Source organism: Endozoicomonas sp. OPT23 (assembly GCF_009653635.1).
Taxonomy (GTDB): Bacteria; Pseudomonadota; Gammaproteobacteria; order Pseudomonadales; family Endozoicomonadaceae; genus Endozoicomonas_A.
This window is the reverse complement of sequence record NZ_PPFD01000007.1, coordinates 278,022-299,095: the sequence shown is the minus strand read 5'-3', so window position 1 is coordinate 299,095 and position 21,074 is coordinate 278,022. Positions and strand designations below refer to the sequence as shown.

The 21,074-nt window shown below is 46.8% G+C and carries 10 protein-coding genes; 5 read left to right on the top strand and 5 right to left on the bottom strand.

Annotated features, from left to right (window positions below; translation table 11 throughout):
• Positions 1 to 65 precede the first annotated feature (65 nt).
• Positions 66 to 1,718 carry an alpha/beta fold hydrolase gene (locus EOPP23_RS18195; RefSeq protein ID WP_228550775.1) on the bottom strand — a complete coding sequence of 551 codons (1,653 nt, stop codon included), beginning with the start codon at positions 1,716 to 1,718 and terminating at the stop codon, positions 66 to 68.
• Between the two features lie 269 nt (positions 1,719 to 1,987).
• On the opposite strand from EOPP23_RS18195, the gene EOPP23_RS18190 reads away from it, so the two are divergent.
• From EOPP23_RS18190 to EOPP23_RS18180, 3 genes are all read left to right on the top strand, one after another.
• On the top strand, positions 1,988 to 2,482 hold the full coding sequence (locus tag EOPP23_RS18190) for a CinA family protein (protein ID WP_153767422.1): 495 nt from the start codon (positions 1,988 to 1,990) through the stop codon (positions 2,480 to 2,482).
• Between the two features lie 89 nt (positions 2,483 to 2,571).
• Complete coding sequence (recA, locus tag EOPP23_RS18185) at positions 2,572 to 3,609, top strand: recombinase RecA (RefSeq protein WP_153767421.1); 1,038 nt, start codon at positions 2,572 to 2,574, stop codon at positions 3,607 to 3,609.
• Positions 3,610 to 3,682: 73 nt separating this feature from the next.
• A complete protein-coding gene (locus EOPP23_RS18180; RefSeq protein ID WP_194842671.1) occupies positions 3,683 to 4,150 on the top strand; it encodes a regulatory protein RecX in 468 nt (155 codons plus the stop codon).
• Positions 4,151 to 4,189: 39 nt separating this feature from the next.
• On the opposite strand, the gene EOPP23_RS18175 is transcribed toward EOPP23_RS18180, so the two are convergent.
• The 3 genes from EOPP23_RS18175 to EOPP23_RS18165 form a co-directional block, all read right to left on the bottom strand.
• Positions 4,190 to 5,089 (bottom strand): sterol desaturase family protein, encoded by a 900-nt coding sequence (locus EOPP23_RS18175; protein ID WP_153767419.1) that lies wholly within the window; start codon positions 5,087 to 5,089, stop codon positions 4,190 to 4,192.
• A 17-nt stretch (positions 5,090 to 5,106) separates the two neighbouring features.
• Entirely contained in the window at positions 5,107 to 5,652 is a 546-nt protein-coding gene (locus EOPP23_RS18170) for a hypothetical protein (protein ID WP_194842670.1), read from the bottom strand.
• A gap of 68 nt (positions 5,653 to 5,720) precedes the next feature.
• The gene (locus tag EOPP23_RS18165) at positions 5,721 to 6,320 is read right to left on the bottom strand and encodes a TetR/AcrR family transcriptional regulator (protein ID WP_153767417.1); all 600 of its coding nucleotides are present in this window, start codon (positions 6,318 to 6,320) and stop codon (positions 5,721 to 5,723) included.
• A 571-nt stretch (positions 6,321 to 6,891) separates the two neighbouring features.
• Between EOPP23_RS18165 and EOPP23_RS18160 the strand changes: the two genes are divergently transcribed.
• On the top strand, positions 6,892 to 13,785 hold the full coding sequence (locus EOPP23_RS18160; protein WP_153767416.1) for a hypothetical protein: 6,894 nt from the start codon (positions 6,892 to 6,894) through the stop codon (positions 13,783 to 13,785).
• Positions 13,786 to 14,165: 380 nt separating this feature from the next.
• On the top strand, positions 14,166 to 14,564 hold the full coding sequence (locus EOPP23_RS18155) for a VOC family protein (protein WP_153767415.1): 399 nt from the start codon (positions 14,166 to 14,168) through the stop codon (positions 14,562 to 14,564).
• Between the two features lie 84 nt (positions 14,565 to 14,648).
• On the opposite strand, the gene EOPP23_RS18150 is transcribed toward EOPP23_RS18155, so the two are convergent.
• Positions 14,649 to 21,074, bottom strand: a 6,426-nt coding sequence (locus EOPP23_RS18150; protein WP_194842669.1) for a hypothetical protein, incomplete at its 5' end; no start/stop codon positions are given.

The following is a 21,074-nucleotide window of genomic DNA, read 5'->3' as shown; positions in this document are numbered from 1 at the left end:
GATGAATGGCGATTTGGAGTCAGGTCAAATAAAAGCTCCCGTCTCTGTAAGACGGGAGCAGCAAGTTAGAGTGTCGGGGCAGTCAGTTTTAACGGGCTTTCACGGTCGAACACAAAGTCTACATAGTAATTGTCACTGGTCGGCTTTTTATACTGCGGATCTCTGGTATCGATCGCCAGAGCCAGTCTGTGTCCGGCTGGAATGTCGTAAGCGGTAGTCACCAGATCAAAGTTGAAAGACACTGTCTCACCCTCAGTTACGTCAGGCAGAGTTTTTACTCCATGGGTGATTAACCGTGCATTACCCAGTCTGTCCATGTCGTATAGATAACCGACCAGTTGTACCTTGTTACTGCGAGGCTTTATCTGCAGCTGTGTTGATACTGTGCCTCGTATCCTCATGCCGCTATCAAGCCGGTCGGTATTAAAGTAGATACCTCTGAAATCGGAAGCCGCATAGATATTGGTCATGATGGGGATTTCCAGCTGTTCCAGCAGTTGTGAAAGTACCGGTATCTGGGTGCTGAACAGGGTGCCAGCCCAGGCATTGATGCTATTCTCCTTTGTTCTGCCGTCATAGGGTTCAATTTCCAGGTCGCCATTATCAAACCAGCCTCTCGGGTGGAGATAAAAGGTTTCCTGAGAGGCAACCGCTGGCGGAAACTGATCAAAGCCGTCTGTTTGGTTTTTGAATTTAACTTTCATCTGAACAGGCTTCTGCGCAGCCATGCTATTTGCTTCGCCTTTCAGATGAAGGTCAAACCATTTATAGACATTGTTCCAGATACGGTCTTCGCCAATGCCGGTCAGCCCTGGAATAAGCTCGGCGGTGGCGTGTGTACCGGAGACCAGATCAATGTATTTAGGAGTATTCAGCTGACTGAACATCGCCAGCAGAGAGTTGGGCTGAAACAGGTTGTCGCCATAGGCTTTGGCAAAATAGATGGCAGTGCCATTATTGTTGAGTTGATCAACATAGTTGATGGGTGAGCGAGGTTCTGCCCAGCTGATGACATCGGGGATTTGATGCAACTGCTGGTTTTTAATGATCTGCCAGTTGTCGTTGATGTCTGATTCCGGTTTGCCGGTGAGTTCGCCAATAATATTCAGCAACTCTGCCCACACCAGTCTTGGTGTTTGATTACCATAAAGGGCTTCGGTCAAACTGCCCCAGCTGCTCATGGCGGTTACCGCTTTTACACGACTGTCCTGAGCTGCTCCCATCAGGCTGATACCCGAACCGTAAGAAATACCGGCAGTGCCAATAGCGTCAGGATCAACCGGGTAGTTGTTAATCAGATAATCAATGACCTGGCTGTAATCACTGGTGTCCTTTGGACCTGCGGTATTAATCGAGCCGCCGGACTCGCCAAAACCACGGGTGGCATAGCTCATGACGATATAGCCTTGTTCAGCCAGTTTTGCCGCCTGATTCAGGTATTGGTATTCATTCAGTCCCCAACTGTTGATAAAGATAACGGCCGGAGCGGCTCCTGAAAGGTTGGTGGGGACAAAAACATTGGCAGTCAGATCAACGCCATCTCTGGTCTGAATAATAATATCGTCGTCTGTGGTGTAGAGCTCTGATTCGGGGAATATGCCCTGATTCAGCAGACCGGCAGCAAAGCGAATTATGGGCAGGCCATCAGCAGAGACTGGTGTCATGGCTGCGATAGCGAGGCATCCGGCAAGAACCGGAGCACAGAGTTTTTTGATCATTTTCTATTCCGTTATTTTTTATTATTTTGCTGGAAGCTGTCTTTTTAAAAGACGATTCCAGTGGACTGCTTTGGTGGGTACCAAAGGTATGTTCAATCACCTGCATTATTATTTTGCTGGTTGTTAAATGAACAGTTAATTAAAATAAACGACTGTTTGAATTTTTCATAGTGTTTTTCACGTTCGTGAGAATGGATTCCGGTCAGCCGCGTAAAGCAGTACACTGTATCCTTTTGGTTTTTGTATAAAGTACCTGTCGAACAGCGAACATGAATTCGAACCTTGAGCAAAAAGCCCGGACACTGGCTGATCTGCTGTTAAAGGCTAATCTTCGTCTGGCCACCGGCGAGTCCTGTACCGGTGGCTGGATCAGTCAATTACTGACTTCCATTCCTGGCAGCTCCGAATGGTTTGAAGGTGCTGTGGTCAGTTATTCCAATGCCATGAAGCATAAATTTCTTGGTGTACCGGAAGAGGTGATCAGGCATTCAGGTGCTGTCAGTCAGTCAGTAGTGGAAAGCATGGCCCTTGGAGTGGTAAAAAATCTTAATGTACCTCTCAGTGTTACGGTCAGTGGTGTTGCCGGGCCGGGTGGTGGCAGCCCCGAAAAACCGGTCGGCACAGTATGGATTGGCTGGTGTTTTGATAATCAGGTGAGATCAAAATTGTTCCTGTTTTCCGGCGATAGAGAGCAGGTTCGTGAGCAGACAGTGGCTGCGGCGCTGGATGGTCTGATTAAAGTTGTGCAGACAATTGCCAGATAACTACTGGACAAATATACAGATAGTGGTTAAATATACAGTATCTGCAGTTTTTTAACTTACCCATTACGCTTCAAAGGTGGATCTGAACAATGGATGACAACAGAAAAAAAGCGCTAGAAGCAGCTCTGAGCCAAATTGACCGTCAATTTGGTAAGGGTACCGTGATGAAGATGGGTGACAATCGCACCCTCGAAATAGATACGGTTTCTACTGGTTCCCTGTCCCTCGACATCGCTTTGGGCGTCGGTGGCCTGCCTTGCGGTCGTGTTGTTGAAATTTTCGGACCAGAATCTTCCGGTAAAACCACTCTGACACTGGAAGTTATTGCTGAAGCTCAAAAAGCAGGTAAAACCTGTGCTTTCATCGACGCCGAGCACGCGCTGGATCCTATTTATGCCGCCAAGCTGGGTGTTGATATTGATCAGCTTTATCTGTCTCAACCAGACACGGGTGAACAGGCTCTGGAAATCTGCGACATGCTGACTCGTTCCGGTGCTATTGATGTTATCATCGTTGACTCTGTTGCGGCTCTGGTGCCTAAAGCGGAAATCGAAGGCGACATGGGTGACAGTCACGTTGGTCTTGCCGCACGTCTTATGTCGCAAGGCCTTCGTAAGCTGACAGGTAACGTTAAAAACTCCAATACACTGCTTATCTTTATCAACCAGATTCGTATGAAAATCGGTGTTATGTTCGGTAACCCGGAAACCACCACTGGTGGTAACGCACTGAAATTCTATTCCTCTGTTCGTCTTGATATCCGCCGTACCGGTGCGATCAAGGAAGGCGACGAGGTTGTTGGTAATGAAACCCGTATCAAGGTTATTAAGAACAAGGTTGCGCCTCCGTTCAAACAGGCTGAAACCCAAATCCTGTACGGTCAGGGCTTTAACCGTCTGGGCGAAGTGATTGACCTGGGTGTTAAGCACAAGCTGGTTGAAAAGTCCGGTGCCTGGTACAGCTACAAGGGTTCCAAGATCGGTCAGGGTAAAGCCAATTCCTGCAAGTTCCTGATTGAACATCCGGAAATCGCTGAAGAGATTGAAGGCCTGATTCGTGATATAGCTCTGCCAAAAGACGTTGAACAGAAGGAAGGGGCTAAGACGGAACAGAAAGAGCTGGTTTAAAGTCTCTCTCTAATGGTTTGAATTCAATAAAATGCCAGCTATCAGCTGGCATTTTTTATGGAGATCTAAAACAGTGAGCGAACACACCCACGCAGAGATACGACTGAGTGCCATGAATATTCTGGCCATGCGAGAGCAGAGTCGTTCAGAGCTGTTTCGTAAGTTATGTCAGAAGTTTCCTGATGCGAAGGAACAGGTTGAAACGGTTATTGAAGAGCTGGCCGTTGACAACATGCAAAATGATTTACGTTTTGCCGAGTCCTTTGTCCATTCTCGCATCAATAAGGGTCACGGTCCGGTACGAATCAGTGCCGAGCTGAGACAGAAAGGAATCGGGCAAGAGGTAGTGAGTGAGGTTGTACCAGACAGCGGTGATGACTTCTGGTTTGAAATGGCTATAGAAGCAAAAGAGAGAAAGTTTGCTGGAAAAGCAGCGAAGGATCATAAAGAAAAAGCAAAGCAGATGCGTTATCTGGTTTATCGTGGCTATACCAGTCAGCAGGCGATAAAAGCACTGGCAGTAAAGACCAGCAGCTATTAAAAAACACCAACCATAGTCAATGGTTGGTGTTTCATTGTTTTACTGAGCTTCCCGCTTTCGCTTTTGCTCCTGTTGCCATGCCCATATTGGCGGGCGGATTAACAGTTGCAGTCGGTAGCTCCAGCTGGGGGCATTCCAGAATTGTTCTGCCAGTTTTGTATAGCCAGAGAAGAAGACCTTGATGGGATTAAAGCTGTTTACAGCTGGGAAAATACCATAGCGAACCTTTTCCTCTTCTCTCGCAAAAGTCCCAAACATCCTGTCCCAGATAATCAATATGCCTGCGTAGTTGGTATCCAGATATTGTCTGTTTTTGCCATGGTGGACTCTGTGGTGCGAAGGCGTATTGAATACAGCTTCAATGGGTCTTGGCAATTTTTTAACCACTTCAGTATGCAGTAATGTCTGATAGACCTGCACCACCACTTCACAGAGAAATACCACCAGAGGGTGAAAGCCCAGCAGTACCAATGGCAGATGGAAAAACAGTGGGAACAGCCAATCCAGAGGGCCAAAGCGATAGGCGACAGAGATGTTGAAATGCGGCGAGCTGTGATGAACGGTATGTGTTCCCCAGGCTAAACCGTTGGAGTGGAGGAATCTATGCTCCCAGTAGTAAGCCAGATCGGCCAGAATCAGACAGCCGAGCAGTGTCCAGCCGGTGATAGGAAAATCGGTTAGTCTGAAGTTATCGTAGACATAAAAAAATACTCCCGTATAAGCGGTAGCAACCAGTACAGATAACGAGACGAACATGCTCAGAGTGACAAAGTTTGTGATCGTATCGCCAAGCAGGTTTCGGGTGAATTGTTTCTTAATCCCATAGCGAATCAGTTCAACGACTAAGAGTGCGGCAGCGATGAGAAAAAAATAATCATCAATCAGGTATTCTAAATAAGAAACAGTATCTTCAGGCAGTATGGTCGACATTAATTCCATGATTGGATTCACCCTATTTATTGATAATTAACCAGAACCTGAACATCGAGTGGCTGGCTCTCTTTATCCAAAGTGTGGATCTCCAGAACCGATTGAATGTCCTTTTGATAATTAAGTTTGTTCCAGGCGTCTGTAATGCTGTTTGAGCTGTGTTTGCCTGTTGGTAGTAGCACTTCATAATCAGAAGGAGATGCTAATGAAACAGGTCGCATTTGGTCAGTCAGGTCCCGACTATCAAAACCGATGGTGATATCAGCGGATTGAAAATTTTTGCTGATGTTTCGATACAGCACAAAAATTGTCACCGGTTGTTTTTTTAGTTTTCCTTGCAGCTTTGAGTCCCTGCTGAACTTATCCCAAATCAAATTCACAGAGTTAAGAGCTGTTTTTTGAGTGACTCCGGTGATTGAATGGGCAGTAAAGAGCTTAAATGCTGGAGGTGCTGCTGCTTCGGAAGCTTCAGTCAGGTCCATCGCGTTAGAGGGAATTGGTTGAAACATTACCAAAGACCAGGCTGAGAGAACGATAGCGGCTGAGGTGATAATGGAGTTTGTTAGGTTCATACAACATAAATACCGAGACTGAAGGTTAAAGTGTATTCAGTCTCGGTATAAATTGTCAAATAGAAAATTTATCGATAAAGAGTGCTGTCGCTATCAAGAGTGGACATCAGCAACAGACTGCTGTTCTTCAGTTGAAAGATCTCGTCCATCATGCCAAGTGGCAGCAAACTTTCAGACAGAATATAGTTGGCATGAATGCCGCTGGCGACCAATGAAAGAGCATTCAGGTCTGCCTCCGGGTACTGCTGGTTAAGTATCTGACTGATATAGCCAAGGGACTCACTGATGATGTTTTTCTGGTCTTCCTTGATTGCGGGCAATCGCCTGGCTTCGGAAAATAGAGCCTCTGAAATCAAAATACGCTTGATGTAGTCGGGGGATCTGGATGAAAACAAAGTGTCGACAAGGGCTAGAGCCTGATTGTTACTTGGCATCCAGGCCAGAATCTGTTGCCAGTCCTCAGTGAATTTCTTTCTCCAGCGATGGCTGAGAGCAGAGATAATATCGTCACGATTGCCTATGTAATGCCTCAGAATAGTACGTTTCATCTGAGCAGTTTCAGCAATATATTCCAATGAGCAGGCCTGTATGCCTTTCTCGAGAATGCACAGTTCCAGAGCATCCAGTATCTCTTCAGTTCGTTGCCTGGTAAGGCTGGGTCTGGCCATTACTGGGTTACCTTGAGTCGGAAATAGTCACGATACTAATGATTAATTATCGATGTGACAATTTATTGTAATTCATGATTGATAGATTATCATTCTGAAAATCTATTTCTTCGAAAGCATCGTGATAGTTTGGCTCAGAGAAAAGTGGAGTAAAACATGAGTACTAAAAAAAGAATTTAATGGTGCTCTATCAAAAAAAGTTATTTATCTAAATTACTGAACAGTATTTGTATTTTGAATAAAACTGAAAAAGTAATTTGCTTTTATTTTATTGAATCAATTGGGTTTTATTTGTTTTTTTTTAATTGAGTGATGAGTAATGAGGTTTAATGGTGTGTTAAATAAAAAAGACATAAATGTGAACAAATAATAATTTTAATGTTATTGAATTGTATAAGCTCATTTGAATGCTAAAAAGGAATGTGACTAATTAAAATTTGAGGTGGCTGATTTTATAGCCTTCACCCTGATGACAAGACTGAATAAATACAAAAACAAAATAATTGCCTTTATCTCTATTCTTTCTCTTTGCGTTTCGATTGACGTATACGCAGGTGGAAAATTCAATGGAATGGAGTTAGTTGGTGTTCTTGAAGAAAACGGGATGAAAGTTGCTGCCTATGTTAAATCGGATGCGGGGTTACCTGATGAACAAGCTGGCAATGAAATAGCTGTTGAAGTTTCATATAACAGTAGGCCTTTATTCGGTCTTTACAGAGATATTGAATCCGGTGCAACGCGACTTCTCTATCATCCTGATTTAAGCCTCCCTGATGGTGAGGGTCTTAACGCCCTGAAGAATAAAGATTTTATCATTTTAGTAGAGCACCTTAAGGGATTGGATACGTCCCAATTAACAGATAAACCCTATGAAGGGCTGCAAGAGTTGGCGCTTGGTCATGAGGTTATGGTGGATACGCCTGCACATTTACATGCTAAAAAGCTGATTATTGTTGATGAACGAATAGGGGCCAGTGATCAGCTAACAGCTGGCTCTGTGCTTGTCAGACCTGACCTGGATAAAGCCGCAGAGATTCTTTATAAGCTAACAGTGGGTCTGGATCTGGCCTCTTCAAAATCTATTCTCCCTGTTCAGTTGGCCATCGTCGAGTCAACGGTGTCCGACAATGCTGTTATCGAACCCCTGACCCGTAATGGTTCACCTCTTGAAGTCGTTCGTGTGGATGAAGCTGGCGACATTCTGTTTACAGAATCGCTGGTGAATCATGAGTCTATTGTCTGGATTCAAGTATTGCATGCAGTGATACCAATAACGGGCTTAAAGCTGGATCGTCAGTCAGTGAATGAGGCGCTGCAGCGAACCCTTGATCAATACAGTGGTTCATTTAGGAGAAGCCTGGTAAATAATTGGCGTATTGTTGGTTCTCTCACTCAGTGGCTTGAATCGAGTGCGGATGCAGTTATAAAAGTGAAGGGTATAGGTGAGAGGCTAGAGTCTGATTCTATCGTTTCAGGAAGTCTTCGGCATCATCAAACTTTAACCCGAGTTAAGGAAGGGCATGTAAAACGCACCAAAAAGAAATTTATGGATCAGCCGGAAGGCGAGGTGCCTGGTTCGGATTCGAGCGCTCAGGTTACTGATACTGTACCTGAGGGAATAGTTAATGAGCGTCGTACGGTTTTTGAGCCCGCTGTAGCGGGTGCTGAAGAAGACTCAGAGATAGTTACAGCTGACGATAGATCAGTGAGAGAAATGCTGATATCCGCTATGAACGAGCTGGTTCAGAAAGACCCTGTCAGTAGAGATGCAGCGATGTCAATGAGCTTGTATCTTGCACTTGATAGCCTCGAGAAGGCCGTTAAAGATACGAACGATTATTTGATGGGAAAAATGATTGCCCCAGCCCTTGAATCCTATGAACTTGATGGTGCCAGTGGTGCACTAGATTCAATGTCAACCTGGATGACTGAGGTTGTTCCGGTTCATCAGTTGATCCTTGAGCTTAAAGGTTTATCAGAAGAAACGTCGCTAACAGAAGTTCAAGAACGGACAATGCACGACCATGCTGAACAAATTAGTGGCAAGCTTCAGACAAAATCCAGGGATATTTACCTCTACTTAGGTTTGGATAATGAAGGACCTGTTACAACAGAAGCAGGACAACTGCTGAGGACAATGAAACAAGTTGGAAGGGGTGATCTTGATGTTGCACATCGGGCTTTGAAATCCCTGTGGGAAGGTCGACTCAATCAGCACTTTGAGTTCAATCAACAAGTATTTGAACTGAATGAATTATCTAAAAACTATCATCGAATATTGGCTGCAGGTTCGGTAGTTGACCAGCTTGGCGCACCAGATGAATCCATCCGCGATTTAATGATTAAGTTGAGGCGTGCGATAGATAAAACGAGTGAGTACATAAGTACAGAGGCAATCGAACCTACAGATTTCGATGGACTGTATGATGATATCGCTTTGGGTGCTGAATTTGGGGCATTTCGAGTACAGCTGGCGATGAGCCTTCTTTATAACGAGGAGAGCCAGTTTTATGCGCCAGGTTCTCAGGCTTCTATTGCCGCAGAAATTTTTCAACCCGTTAAGGTTGAAGTAAAGGAGTCTGCCAGTGATTCCGTGTCGGTTACATCATCAGACACAGTTAATTCAGGCTCGTCGGTAACAGGGTCTAACTCCGGCAGTGTTAACTCCAGAGAAATTAGAACCTATGGGTTAATAGGGTCCGTAGGAACATCTCATGATAAGACACTGCAGCTTGATGAGAGAGGTGATGATGTACAGTTGGTAGCAAAGTACAGCGGGAAATCGATTTCTGATGGGTTGCCATCAGAGCGCAGTCAATTTGTAAAAACCGTTGCGGCTTTTTCTTCGTCAGAGTCAGACACTTCTTTCGAGGAAGCAATAGACCCAGGAACTGAACCTTTGTCGAAGGATGACAGGGTTGTTCGAGCGAGTACGGGCGATTTAGGAGATGTAATTAAAACGACGCTTGATAGGAAAGCCAGAAGAAAGGCACGGGAAAGCGCAGCTGCTGCTGAAAAGACACCAGAGCATCAGAAAGCGGATGAAGTGGACTCTGACTCTGAAGAGAAGGATATCCCTGGCTGGATGTTTAGCGATGAGAGTACAGAACAGAAAATATCACCACCAGTGCCTACCAGTGAACCCGTTAAACAAGCTGTTACCCTTACAGAGAGACTTCCTGAAAATACTGCAATAGCTGTCGTAAGGCCTGAGCGCAGTGCTGAGTCGCAATTTCCCACAAAAATTAGGACTGTTTTGCTACCTGTACCTGAAACGGTGGTAATCCCCGGTTCGTTAGCACCGTCCTCTGAAATTATGCCATGGTCAAATCAGAATTATGTAACCAAACCTGTTCAGGAGATGGTGGCAATTCAGCTGGAAACGGAAGCTGCGATATTTTTGGATTCGTATCTCAGGGAGGCTGGAAATAGCGGGCTTGAAATCGACCGCCAGCAGCCGGTTCAAACGATCTACCTGCCGCAGAGTTTGGTGAGGGCAATAACAGAAAGATTAATGAGTGTATTTCAAGAGCACCAACCTTCTCAGATAAAAGATGCGCAAACCTTAAAGTTGTTATCCCGGCATTTAGTTTCCGAATCAGCTCGTAAGCAAATACCTTGGGCTAGTCAGGAGATATTAGATAAGCTTTCACACCTGTTAACACAATTGCAATCCGAGCCTTCGGTATTGGCTATTGGGTCTGCTGAAAGCAGTGAGACGTTAGCCGCTGCACCAGATCATCTGACTCAGGAAGACGCAGCTGGAGTGGACCCGGAAGAAGAAAGTCTTTCAATAACATCAGCTCCCGAGTCAGGTTTTTACTCACTGCCTTCAGAGGCAGAAAGTAACCCTGCGGACAGCAATGGAAAGCCCTTATCTCAGCCCGTTAAAAGTATTGATTTCCAGGGACAAGAAGTTCCGGCTCCTTTTTCATCTGAGCTACAAGCTTCCCCAAACACTGTTTCTGTATGGGGAGCAGAGAGTGATACTCCGTCATCCTCGCCTCAAAATTTTCTTCAGGAAGGGGAGCACACTTTCAGTCTGAATGAAGAAAGCAGGGTTGATAGTCTATTGCCTGACTCAGGCCCGGATTCCGGTTTTTCTTCTCTGGGAGCAAAAGGGGAAAGCTCTTTAGGTTCACTGGAAAGCTCTCTAGGGTCACTGGAAAGCCAGTCAGATGAAATTTTCTCTGCGTCGCCTGAATCAGCTCCGTTAGAACAGAAACCAGAAGTTGTTAATGTGGTATCTGGGTCATCGACTACTGATATTCCAAAAGCACCACCGACAGTATTGGCTGGGCCATATCACGCCCCTGTCATTGATATGAGCCGCTCAATGGTAGAGCCTGAATCAGCCAACCCTTCCACAAGCCTTGCCCTTCCGGAAAGTCTTGAAGTGCAAGGTATGCCTATGCCTGTACAGGGATTTGCAGCTGTGACAATGGATAATGAATCGGCCGTCAGATTAAACGTACTTCTTAAGGAATTTGGTCTTAGTCCAATTCAGATCAGCCCTGACCAGCAGGAGCAGACACTCTTTCTTAATGAAGACTGGATTGAGGTTCTCCGGCAGGCTGAAGCTGCGTTAAAAACAGACACGGATGCTCAAACAACAGGTCCCCTTTCATTAGTGCCTTACCAGCCAGAAAGTGGTGGAGAAAAAATGGTGCTGACAGAGGGCATGGTTAAGCTACTTTTGGGGCTAATGCAGCAAAGCAGCTCTCCGCTTTTGGCAATTGAAGCGGGTGAAATTTCTACTGCACCAGATCTCGCGCTTGAGCCATCGGTTTTTCGGGCGTTGGGTGGCGTTGCGGGGGAGGCTTTATTAGATCAGCTGAGAATGATGTGGAGGCCACATTTATCTATTGGTGGCTCATTGTCGTCTAAAGGTAGTGCATGGAGATCTCGTGCTGGGTCATATATCACTCAAGCCTCGGATGATAATCCACACAGTGAACTGTCCGCTAGAAAGCCTCGATCGAAACTTTCTTTAGATCTCATAAAGCCGATTCAATCAACATCAGATGTTGCTGGACACAAGGACGAGCTGGTTTCACCACCTGCATTGACTCGAAGCCTCAGTCAGGCAGAGTCCGAGGGTAGTCCTCAAGGAAGCAGCCCTCAGCCCCTTACAGAGTTAGTGGCATCAACCGGTGGATTCCCACCTTCAGAGTCAGATGAACCGCCTGCCATTGAAACAGGGAATTCAGCGGTTTCAGCTGCTGATTCAGAATCCCTGGATCTTCAGGCTGTAACACCTGTGACACCTGTGCTGCAAGGTGTTGAAAATGCTGCATCAGCTCATCCGGTTATGCAGGTAGATCAGGAGTCGGAAGAGTCAGGACTTCTGTTGGGCCCACCATTAGAAACAGGTAGTCCGCCAGTTGAAACGTTTGAAGGAGCCGGTGGTCAGCGGTTGGGTAACACTCTGGGTGTGACTCAAGCTCCAAGTACTGATCTGCCAGAGTCTGCCAGTCATTCAGTTTCGCCATCGACAGGCTCTTTAGGTACAGGGTCTTCCATAGCGAGCTCTCCCGAGATGGAGGAGAAGCCTACTGGGATTAGCACGTGTTGTGGTGAATCTCTCACTGGAGAGCAGTTTACTGCGGATTTTGCCAAGCTTGATTCTGAAAGTCAGACAGTAGGTATAACTTTTCAAAGCCAGCGAGTCCAAACGTTTACCGACCCGGAAGGTGAAGGTAACAGCAAGAGTACCCAAGCTAGGGTAAATACGCATAATCAACAGAATCAGGCTGGAAAGAGGGGAAGAAATAGCGAAGTTCAGGCTGTCGTGAAAATGAAACATAAGGGTGACCAGACCAACCCTAAAACCAGTAGCTTTGCAGCCCAGACTGATGAGAGTTATTTAAGGTCTGTAAAGAATGAACGCTTGCTCCCAGATCAAGGACATAGAGAACTTCCTGTTCAAGAAGCTATCGATAACCAGCCTTTTGCTGATCAGTGCAATGCTGAGGGTTTTTTCCCTGAAATGGTCGGTGCTGTCGGTGATGTGGCACTGAATGTGTGTAGCTTGTTCAAGAACTATGCCTACCTCTATCTGCTCAGGGATATTGTGTACAGTGGTGGTATGAAAACAACCCTGTTTGCGACAGAGACTTTGCGGACTGTCTTAAAGCAGTTTCCTGACGGCTGGATATCATCTGAGTCTGCGCTGGATAAGAACATAGACAGTATTCAGGATCAGTTACTGGGTCCTGGTGTGCAATGGTACGCCGCAAAGGCAAGCCCTATGCTCTTTTCCTTTATCAGCTGGCCTTATATCAACTTTTATAAAAGCTTGATGGTGCAACAGCGCTATCCTGAGATGGCGATAAAACTTATGTCGCTGGCGGTCTTCCATTTCTGGCATGACTTTGCCAATGGCGGCCATTACACAAAGCAATTGCCGACTGCGTTTAGAGGGTTTGATGCGGTCGTTGATATCAAGTGGCAACTGCAAAATTTGATGGCTCAGCGTGAAAAAGACTTTGAACAAGGCGTCATAGGAAAAGTTGAATTTGAACGTGAGCGTGAAGGTGATGAACAGCTGTTGCTGGCATTGGACAGCTGGGAAGAAGTGGATGAAAACAATGAGCCTGTTGCCAGACCTGACGAGTTTGAATCCGATATCGACCGGATCAGGGCTATGGGAAGTAAAAATGGCACCACTGTCTTCAGGTGGGAAAACGCGGTTAAACAGCTGACGCAAGAGCGCTTAAGGTATGCTTCAGGTGCCAGAATTTCGTATTTGGACTCACTGGAGTCAAAGGCTCTTTGGGATTATGGCTATAGAAAGTTTATGTACAGGCACAATGAGCGAGTCAATGACATCAGTGATTTGGCGACTCACTACACACAGAAAGCTGCTAACACAGCTTATTCCATTGTCAATTTTGCTTACTTCAGTAATATGGTCAGACCTATATCTGAAACCTTAATGAAGCACGAACCCTGGTACCTACCTATGGGGCGTTTGATGGATGGAAGGCTATTTACCGGATCCAAGTTCGGAAAAAAAGCCAGCAATCCTATGTGGGCGGTCTCACTTCTGACTGTGACGGGAGGCTATGCTGTTGGAGCCTTGGCGCTTAATGCTGCCAGTTATGGATTGAATTATGCGGCGAATGGTGTGTATAACTGGTTACCACCGCTAGCTCCGGTTGCAGCACCGGATATGCTGTACGACACAAAGCATCACTCGACCATCAATGCTAATCCGGTCAACGATTCATATCCGGCTGACAGCATCTATCGGGAGAGAGTGATAGTAGATCCACATTACACCAAATCATTGACTGAGCGGGCAGCGTTTCTCCATGAGATGGAGCGTAACCCCAGACTGCAGGAACTTATGAAAGAAGGTGCGACAACCGGTGAGATTTTTTCAGAGGCTAAAGGCAAGGTGAACGGCCTTCTCCATAGAGAAAGCGAACAAGGCAGTATACCTGTCAGGCCTGGAATTTAAGGGGTTTCCCCGGGAGCCTTCTCTAACCAGAAGGCTCCCGGGGCGACGTTCATGAGAAGATATCACTACCATTGTAAGTGTGTTTAAACCCTGCCTCTCTTTTCAAGCAGCCTCTCTTTTATTCAAACAACTTTTTAATCAAATAGCTATTTGGCGGGGCACTTGCAGCCATTGATAATGCAAGCAACAAGCGATTCAAAAGTGCATCAGGCTAAAAAATGAGTCTATGTCACTGCCGAGTTGATTCGCAGGCTCCCAGATATTGCTTTGATTTGAAATAGTCGGTAAAAATCAAAGACAGTGTTGTGTACAGCATTGATGTTAGCTGGTTGCTACTGTTTATTATCCAGTCATGACCGAATCATTTTCGAAGGAATGTAATGAAAGAAATTAGCCGAATCAATCATGTAGGGCTGAGAGTTAGAAGCCTGGAAGTCTCTCGCGAATTCTATGGTAAATTAGGTTTCGTATTTCTTGCTGGTCCGGTAGGCCCTGAACCTGTGGCCATTGTTGAACACCCGTCTGGCATTAATATCAACCTTATTTTAAATGCCTCTGAAGATGCCCCCAAGAAAAATGTACTCATGGAAGGTGATGTGAAATACCCGGGTTATACACACATTGCCCTTGAAATCACTGATTACAATGCAGCCAAACACGATGTCCAGACACTGGGTTTTACAGTCACAGGTGAGGTTGAATTTAATGGCGCCCGGTTTTTCTTTATCAGGGATCCGGATGGTAATGTCATCGAGTTTCATCAGCCTGCAAGCCATTGACCGACGTCTGGCAAACCTATCCTAAACACTGTCACACAAAAGCGCGCTCAATATCAGTCACGGATATTGAGCGCGTTTTGTCGTTCAGCTGTTTTGACACATGACCGGGTCGAACTCGATGGTATCGTGGTGCATGCTGATTAAAATGGGCTGGTGGCTGGTCAGAGTTTCAATTGACAGTGTTTCAGAAGACTGTATTTCAGAAGATCGTGCTTCAGTCTGGTCATTCTCGTTGAGTTCCAAACTGTTGAATTCAAACGTGAGCAACTTGTCGTCCGTTGGGCTGATTGACAATGATTGACACAGTACCTCATGAAGACAGAGGTCGGAACTGCCTTGCAGAGATTTAGCCAGTGCTGACAAATTATCCAGAACAGTGATGTCATCAATACCGGTATTAATCTGGTGGCTTCCTGACTCGGCAATAAAGAAATCTGTAGTTGGCGTGGTATCACTGATGTCGTCTATACCCTGCTGCTCTGAACCGGTATGAAACGGTATTTGAGTGGTTGTGATAGGTGCAGTTTTGGTTAAGTGAAGAAGGGCCGCTGGGTTTCCTTCTGAGTTAAGGTTTTCGAGATGTTTATCAATTCGGATAACGGCTTGCTGAATATCGCTATCGGCAGAGCTGCAGACCATTGTTTCAAAGGAGTCGATATCAAGGAAATTCAGTTCTTTGGCTTCACCGTGCGAGAAATCAACGGTATAGGTCTCGCCTTCTGAACGGTATTCACACTCAAAATTGGCAATCGGACCTTCAAAACGGCGCAGACCTTTGAATGATAGATATAAATCATCCAGTTGGTTGGGCAGCTCAGTATGCAGATGTGAGAATGCCGTTCCCAAAGGTATGGGGGTGTCATGGTCCAGTAACAGGTGCCCGCTCTGGGTATATTCCTCGGCAATACTGGCGCTGTTTCTTCTTATTGGTGAAATATTGAAGTTATCTATGTGACCAGTAAATAGATTCTCTGACTGACCATCAATCACCGACCCCAAAGTATTGGTACGAGTGCGGAACAGGTCCAGCGGGTCAATGTCTGACGTGAGGTCAGTCATGTCTTCATCATATCGAGTGACATCGACAGGATTGCTCTTCTGAAGTTGGCCATCAACGTACATCTGGGTTTTAGACCAGGTTCGATTGATTGAATGTTCGCCGTATGAGGTCATACAAATATGATGGAGACTGCCATCATTGACTGGTGCATTGCTTTTCATACCGTAGATATTGTTAATAGCAATGCCCACTCGGCCGGTACTGTCTATTGAGAACAGATGCAGTGCAGGGAAATGACTGTCACCCAACAGCGCAGGGTTGACCTTAGGGTCGTCAATACTGCTGCCTGCAACGGTGGTTGATAACCAGCTGCAGACGGTAAAATCGGTGGTTTTACTCAACACCTCACTGATGGCGTCATTACTGATGCCGCCACCATCAAGCGATAGAGACAGGCCGTTGATGGCATGATGGCTGTCAAGAGAAATACCCGTCACTGGTCTCTCTGCCGTCAGTGTATTGTCAATGGTATACCTGAAGGTCATTGAGTCAATGCTGCCACTATTGATGCTACTCCAGCGATCGAACCGGTAGAAATGGCTGGGTAGATTATGCCCTAATTCATACTGCTGTGAGTATTTGACATGATCATGTGAGGCCTCCAGCGATAGCCAGTTACTGGCGACAGTTAATGGTTTGATGCCGGAAAATGAGAGCTGGGCTTCAATTGAGCCTTCTTTTTGAGTAACTTTGCCCAGAGTACTGGCCAGTGGCTCAGGGTTGTCATTAAAGCCATCGTGTGTGCTCAGCTTGACCGTATCGTCAGGGCTCGACAGACTGATGTCCCACTCCTGACCAATAGGCATGCTGTAGAAAAGAACCGCGTGGTCTTGTAAATGATACTTCTCAACACTTATAACGGTGGGCCAGTCAGAGTTGTTGAGCAGCACCTGACAGTTTCCGGATATAACGGGCACTATAGAATCAGTGCCTTCACCTGACATCGAGTGTTCGTGCAGATCAATATGACTCAGGCATAACCTTGAGAGACCTGTGTTTGCAGTACTTACCTGAGTGCTGAATGCAAGCTGGTGATCGGTCATTGATGACAGCGGGGCTCTGTATGTCGTGTCATCCATAGTGAACAGAAGCTCGGGTGATGTGTTTCCTGAGTCGACTGTTGACCAGCTAAGAGGTTCGGAGTAGTTGAATTCGAATACAGCGTTGCCGGTTTTATCATCAATGTGATGAGAGATAGACTCTGGTTGAACTTTACGAATCTGAGGCTCATTAGCAATGTCAGTGATGACAGGCACTTCTAGTGTGCTTTGTTCCAGTGTGGTTTCCGAGGTCGCTTCTATCTGACAGGTTTTGCTGGCATCTTCAGAACCACTGCTGATCAGAGGTTTCGTTGGCCACAGTGGTACATAGTGAGGAAGGGCCAGTGCATCAATGGATGCGTTGGCTCTTAATGGTTCACAGAGCAACTCATTCAGTGCTGTCGTTGTTCTGCAGATTGAGTCATCCAGTTTAAATATAGGGCTGATATTGTCTGTTATCAGGCTTCGAAGATCAGCAGGATGGTTGAAAGCATTCTGATCATAAACCAGACACAGCTCTTTTGGCTCAGTGTCATCATAAATCGTCAGGCTTTCGGTAGCCGTGTCTGCTCCCTTCTCCTGGCTGAAGAAGCACAGCTCAAAGCCAGTTTCAGTCTCTCGGAGGCTGTATGCCTGAGGCTTAGTGACAGCTAAGTAAGGAGGCGAGAGCGTACCTGTTTGAAGGGGGCCAGTGCTTAATGGTTGGCAGCTAACCTCATCAGGATCGGTGATTGCAATTTCATCGGCGCCATCAACTTTTGGTGGAATGGATTTGTCGCTGTCTTCTGTTCGCTGTTCTGCTTCAAAAATACCATCAGCAGCTGTTTTTGGGTCGTCTTCTGTCGAACAAGCCCCGTCAATACCTTCTTCTGACAGTGCTTGAATCGGTGATTCAGTTATCTGCAATGGCAGATAGTGAGGGGAGCTTGTTGCATCGATAGAAGCGTTACTTCCCAACGGCCGGCAAAGCAGTTCGTTCAGAGTAACTGCGGTTCTGCAGACCGAATCATCACGATTTAATACACGGCTTGTATCGTCTGATAACAGGCTTCTCAGGTTATCAGGGAAGTCGCTGGTTTGTTCGACAATCAGGCATATTTCTTCTGACTGGTTTTCGTCGTACCGGGCGAGGCTCCCGGGCGTTACGGATGTTCCTTGTTCCTGAGGAGTAAAGCACAGTTCAAAGCCTGCCTCAGTCTTTCGGAGGTTGTAGGTCTGCGGCTCACTGACGGGCAGATAAGAAGGCTGAGACAATACTCCCGCAGAGCTTGAAGGAAGGTAGTTTATTGCATCAGGTTCAGCGGCTGCAGCAGGTGTACCCTCAACCGAAAGGTCAGTACCTTCTGGTGGATTTTCAGAGCAAGTGTCATCAGATTCTTCTGCTTGTTCTACAAGGGGCAGATCTGTCGTTTTAAGTGACACATAATCAATGGATGTTGTTGCATTCACCGCAAGAATTTCGGACGGAGGAGCATCCTGTGGCTGCGGTTCTTTCTCTGGATCTATTAGCTCTGACGGTTCCGGTGGAGTTTCGCCGTCAGGACCTTTAGATTCTTTCCCAAGATCGGATGCAGCAGTTTGTTCTTTGCCAGTGTCGTCCAGCTGTTGTTGAGCGTCGGGTTTATCGCTTTTTTCGGTCGGAGGAGCATCCTGTAGCTGTAGTTCTTTCTCTTGAACGGTGGGCTCTAACGGTTCAGCGGGTGTTTCGCTGGCATCTTCAGAACCACCACTGATCAGAGGTTTCGTTGGCCACAGTGGTACATAGTGTGGAGAAGCCAGTGCATCAATAGAAGCATTGCTTCCCAACGGTCGGCAAAGCAGTTCGTTAAGAGTAACTGCGGTTCTGCAGACCGAATCATCACGATTTAATACACGGCTTGTATCGTCTGATAACAGGCTTCTCAGGTTATCAGGGAAGTCGCTAGTTTGTTCGACAATCAGGCATATTTCTTCTGACTGGTTTTCATCGTACCGGGCGAGGCTCCCGGGCGTTACGGGTGTTCCTTGTTCCTGAGGAGTAAAGCACAGCTCAAAGCCTGCCTCAGTCTTTCGGAGGTTGTAGGTCTTCGGCTCACTGACGGGCAGATAAGAAGGCTGAGACAGTATTCCCGCAGCGCTTGAAGGAAGGTAGTTTACTGCATCAGATTCAGTGGCTGCAGCAGGTGTATCCTCAACCGAAAGATCAGTATCTTCTGGTGGATTTTCAGAGCAAGAGTCATCAGATTCTTCTGCCTGTTCTACAGGGGGCAGCTCTGTCGTTTTAAGTGACACATAATCAATGGATGTTGTTGCATTTGCCGCAGGAATTTCGGATTGATCAACAGACTGTGGTTGGAGCACTCCAGGTTGAGAGTCAATAACTGGTTGAGAATCAAGAACAGTGTACAGCTCAATTGTATCTCCCAACTCTGGTTGAATGTCAGCGGGTTTGGTTTGTGCAGCAAGCGCATAGCCATCAAGATCCAGAGTCAGTTCCTGATCGCTAGCTCTGCAAACCTGCTCTTCAGGTAGCGACCTGATTTCAATAGCTGTTGTACCCAAAGGTGAATAGCAGTACTGGGATGAGCTATCAGTCAGGAGTAATGGGGTACTTACGTGATTAACAGGTGCTGAGTCGACGATAAACGTTGAGTCAGCTAAGGCTCTGCAAACGACTGAATCAAGAATAACTCCGTTCACAGATGCAGAAAATTTTGCAATCTTAACAGGAGCTTTATGAACCAGGCCGGTTGACGGAGCTACTTCTATAGAAACCTGAAAGGTTTTCTCGTTATCCCCTGATAGAGCCTGAAAAAATGAATCAGACATTAATGCCTGAACCGTTTGAGATAAGGTAATGCCTTTGGTTAACGCTTCAGCTGACCTTAAGGGTGGATGAACAGACGCATTGAAATCGCAGTCTTTCATCGAAATCATAACTCTTGAAACAAACTCAGGTGCTTGCGTATCAAGAGATGGAGCAAGTTCAACCGAGTAGGTGATCTGGCAGTTATCGAAACTCAGCGGTTTTGAGATCCCGGAGGCCAGTTCAACCTCTGAGGTTGGGGGTGTTTGAGGTGGCAGTGAGGGTTCAACCGGCGGTACAGTTTCGCCTTTTTGTTGTTCTGGTGGTTCTGTTCGAATTTTGTCGTCAGTGTCCGCTAGCTCTTTCTCAAGCCCGAATTCCGCGGATCTTTCACCTTCGGTGCCGCCCGGATGTTGTTGTTGAGTGTCGCTATCCTCTGTCTCTTCGGTCGGAGGAATGTCCTGCTTTTTGGGGGCTGTCTCGGTGTTTACCTTTGACTGTTCCGGCGGAGTTTCGCCGTCAGGGCCTTTAGCCTCTTTCTCAAGCCCGGATTCAGCGGATCTTTCACCGTCGGTGTCGCCCAGATGTTGTTGTTGATTGTCGCTGTCCTCTGCCTCTTCGGTCGGAGGAATATCCTGCTTTTTTGGGGGGGTCTCGGTATTTACCTTTGACTGTGCCGGCGGTATTTCGCCGTCAGAGCCTTTAGTCTCTTTCTCAAGCCCGGATTCAGCGGATCTTTCACCGTCGGTGCCGCCCGGATGTTGTTGATTGTCGCTGTCCTCTGCCTCTACGGTCGGAGGAGTATCCTGCTTTTTGGGGGGTGTCTCGGTGTTTACCTTTGACTGTTCCGGCGGAGTTTCGCCGTCAGGGCCTTTAGCCTCTTTCTCAAGCCCGGATTCAGCGGATTTTTCACCTTCGGTGCCGCCCAGATGTTGTTGATTGTCGCTGTCCTCTGCCTCTTCGGTTGGAGGAATGTCCTGCTTTTTGGGGGGTGTCTCGGTGTTTACCTTTGACTGTTCCGGCGGAGTTTCGCCGTCAGGGCCTTTAGCCTCTTTCTCAAGCCCGGATTCCGCGGATCTTTCACCGTCGGTGTCGCCCAGATGTTGTTGTTGATTGTCGCTGTCCTCTGCCTCTTCGGTCGGAGGAATGTCCTGCTTTTTGGGGGGTGTCTCTGTGTTTATTGATTTTGACTGTTCAGGCGGAGTTTTGCCGTCAGGGCCTTTAGCCTCTTTCTCAAACCCGAATTCAGCGGACCTTTCACCTTCGGTGCCGCCCAGATGTTGTTGATTGTCGCTGTCCTCTGCCTCTTCGGTCGGAGGAATATCCTGCTTTTTGGGGGGTGTCTCGGTGTTTACCTTTGACTGTGCCGGCGGTATTTCGCCGTCAGGACCTTTAGCCTCTTTCTCAAGCCTGGATTCAGTGGACCTTTCGCCTTCGGTGCCGCCCAAATGTTGTTGTTGATTGTCGCTGTCCTCTGCCTCTTCGGTCGGAGGAATGTCCTGTTCTTGGTGGGCTGTCTCTGTGTTTATTGATTTTGACTGTTCCGGCGGTGTTTCGCCGTCAGGGCCTTTAGCCTCTTTCTCAAGCCCGGATTCCGCGGATCTTTCACCTTCGGTGCCGCCCGG

Bases quoted from the DNA above. Each gene is read 5' to 3' on its own strand.
- EOPP23_RS18165 (WP_153767417.1), bottom strand. From the start codon at position 6,320: ATGGCCAGACCCAGCCTTACCAGGCAACGAACTGAAGAGATACTGGAT.
- EOPP23_RS18170 (WP_194842670.1), bottom strand. From the start codon at position 5,652: ATGAACCTAACAAACTCCATTATCACCTCAGCCGCTATCGTTCTCTCA.
- EOPP23_RS18195 (WP_228550775.1), bottom strand. From the start codon at position 1,718: ATGATCAAAAAACTCTGTGCTCCGGTTCTTGCCGGATGCCTCGCTATC.
- EOPP23_RS18155 (WP_153767415.1), top strand. From the start codon at position 14,166: ATGAAAGAAATTAGCCGAATCAATCATGTAGGGCTGAGAGTTAGAAGC.
- recA (WP_153767421.1), top strand. From the start codon at position 2,572: ATGGATGACAACAGAAAAAAAGCGCTAGAAGCAGCTCTGAGCCAAATT.
- EOPP23_RS18175 (WP_153767419.1), bottom strand. From the start codon at position 5,089: ATGGAATTAATGTCGACCATACTGCCTGAAGATACTGTTTCTTATTTA.
- EOPP23_RS18160 (WP_153767416.1), top strand. From the start codon at position 6,892: ATGGAGTTAGTTGGTGTTCTTGAAGAAAACGGGATGAAAGTTGCTGCC.
- EOPP23_RS18190 (WP_153767422.1), top strand. From the start codon at position 1,988: ATGAATTCGAACCTTGAGCAAAAAGCCCGGACACTGGCTGATCTGCTG.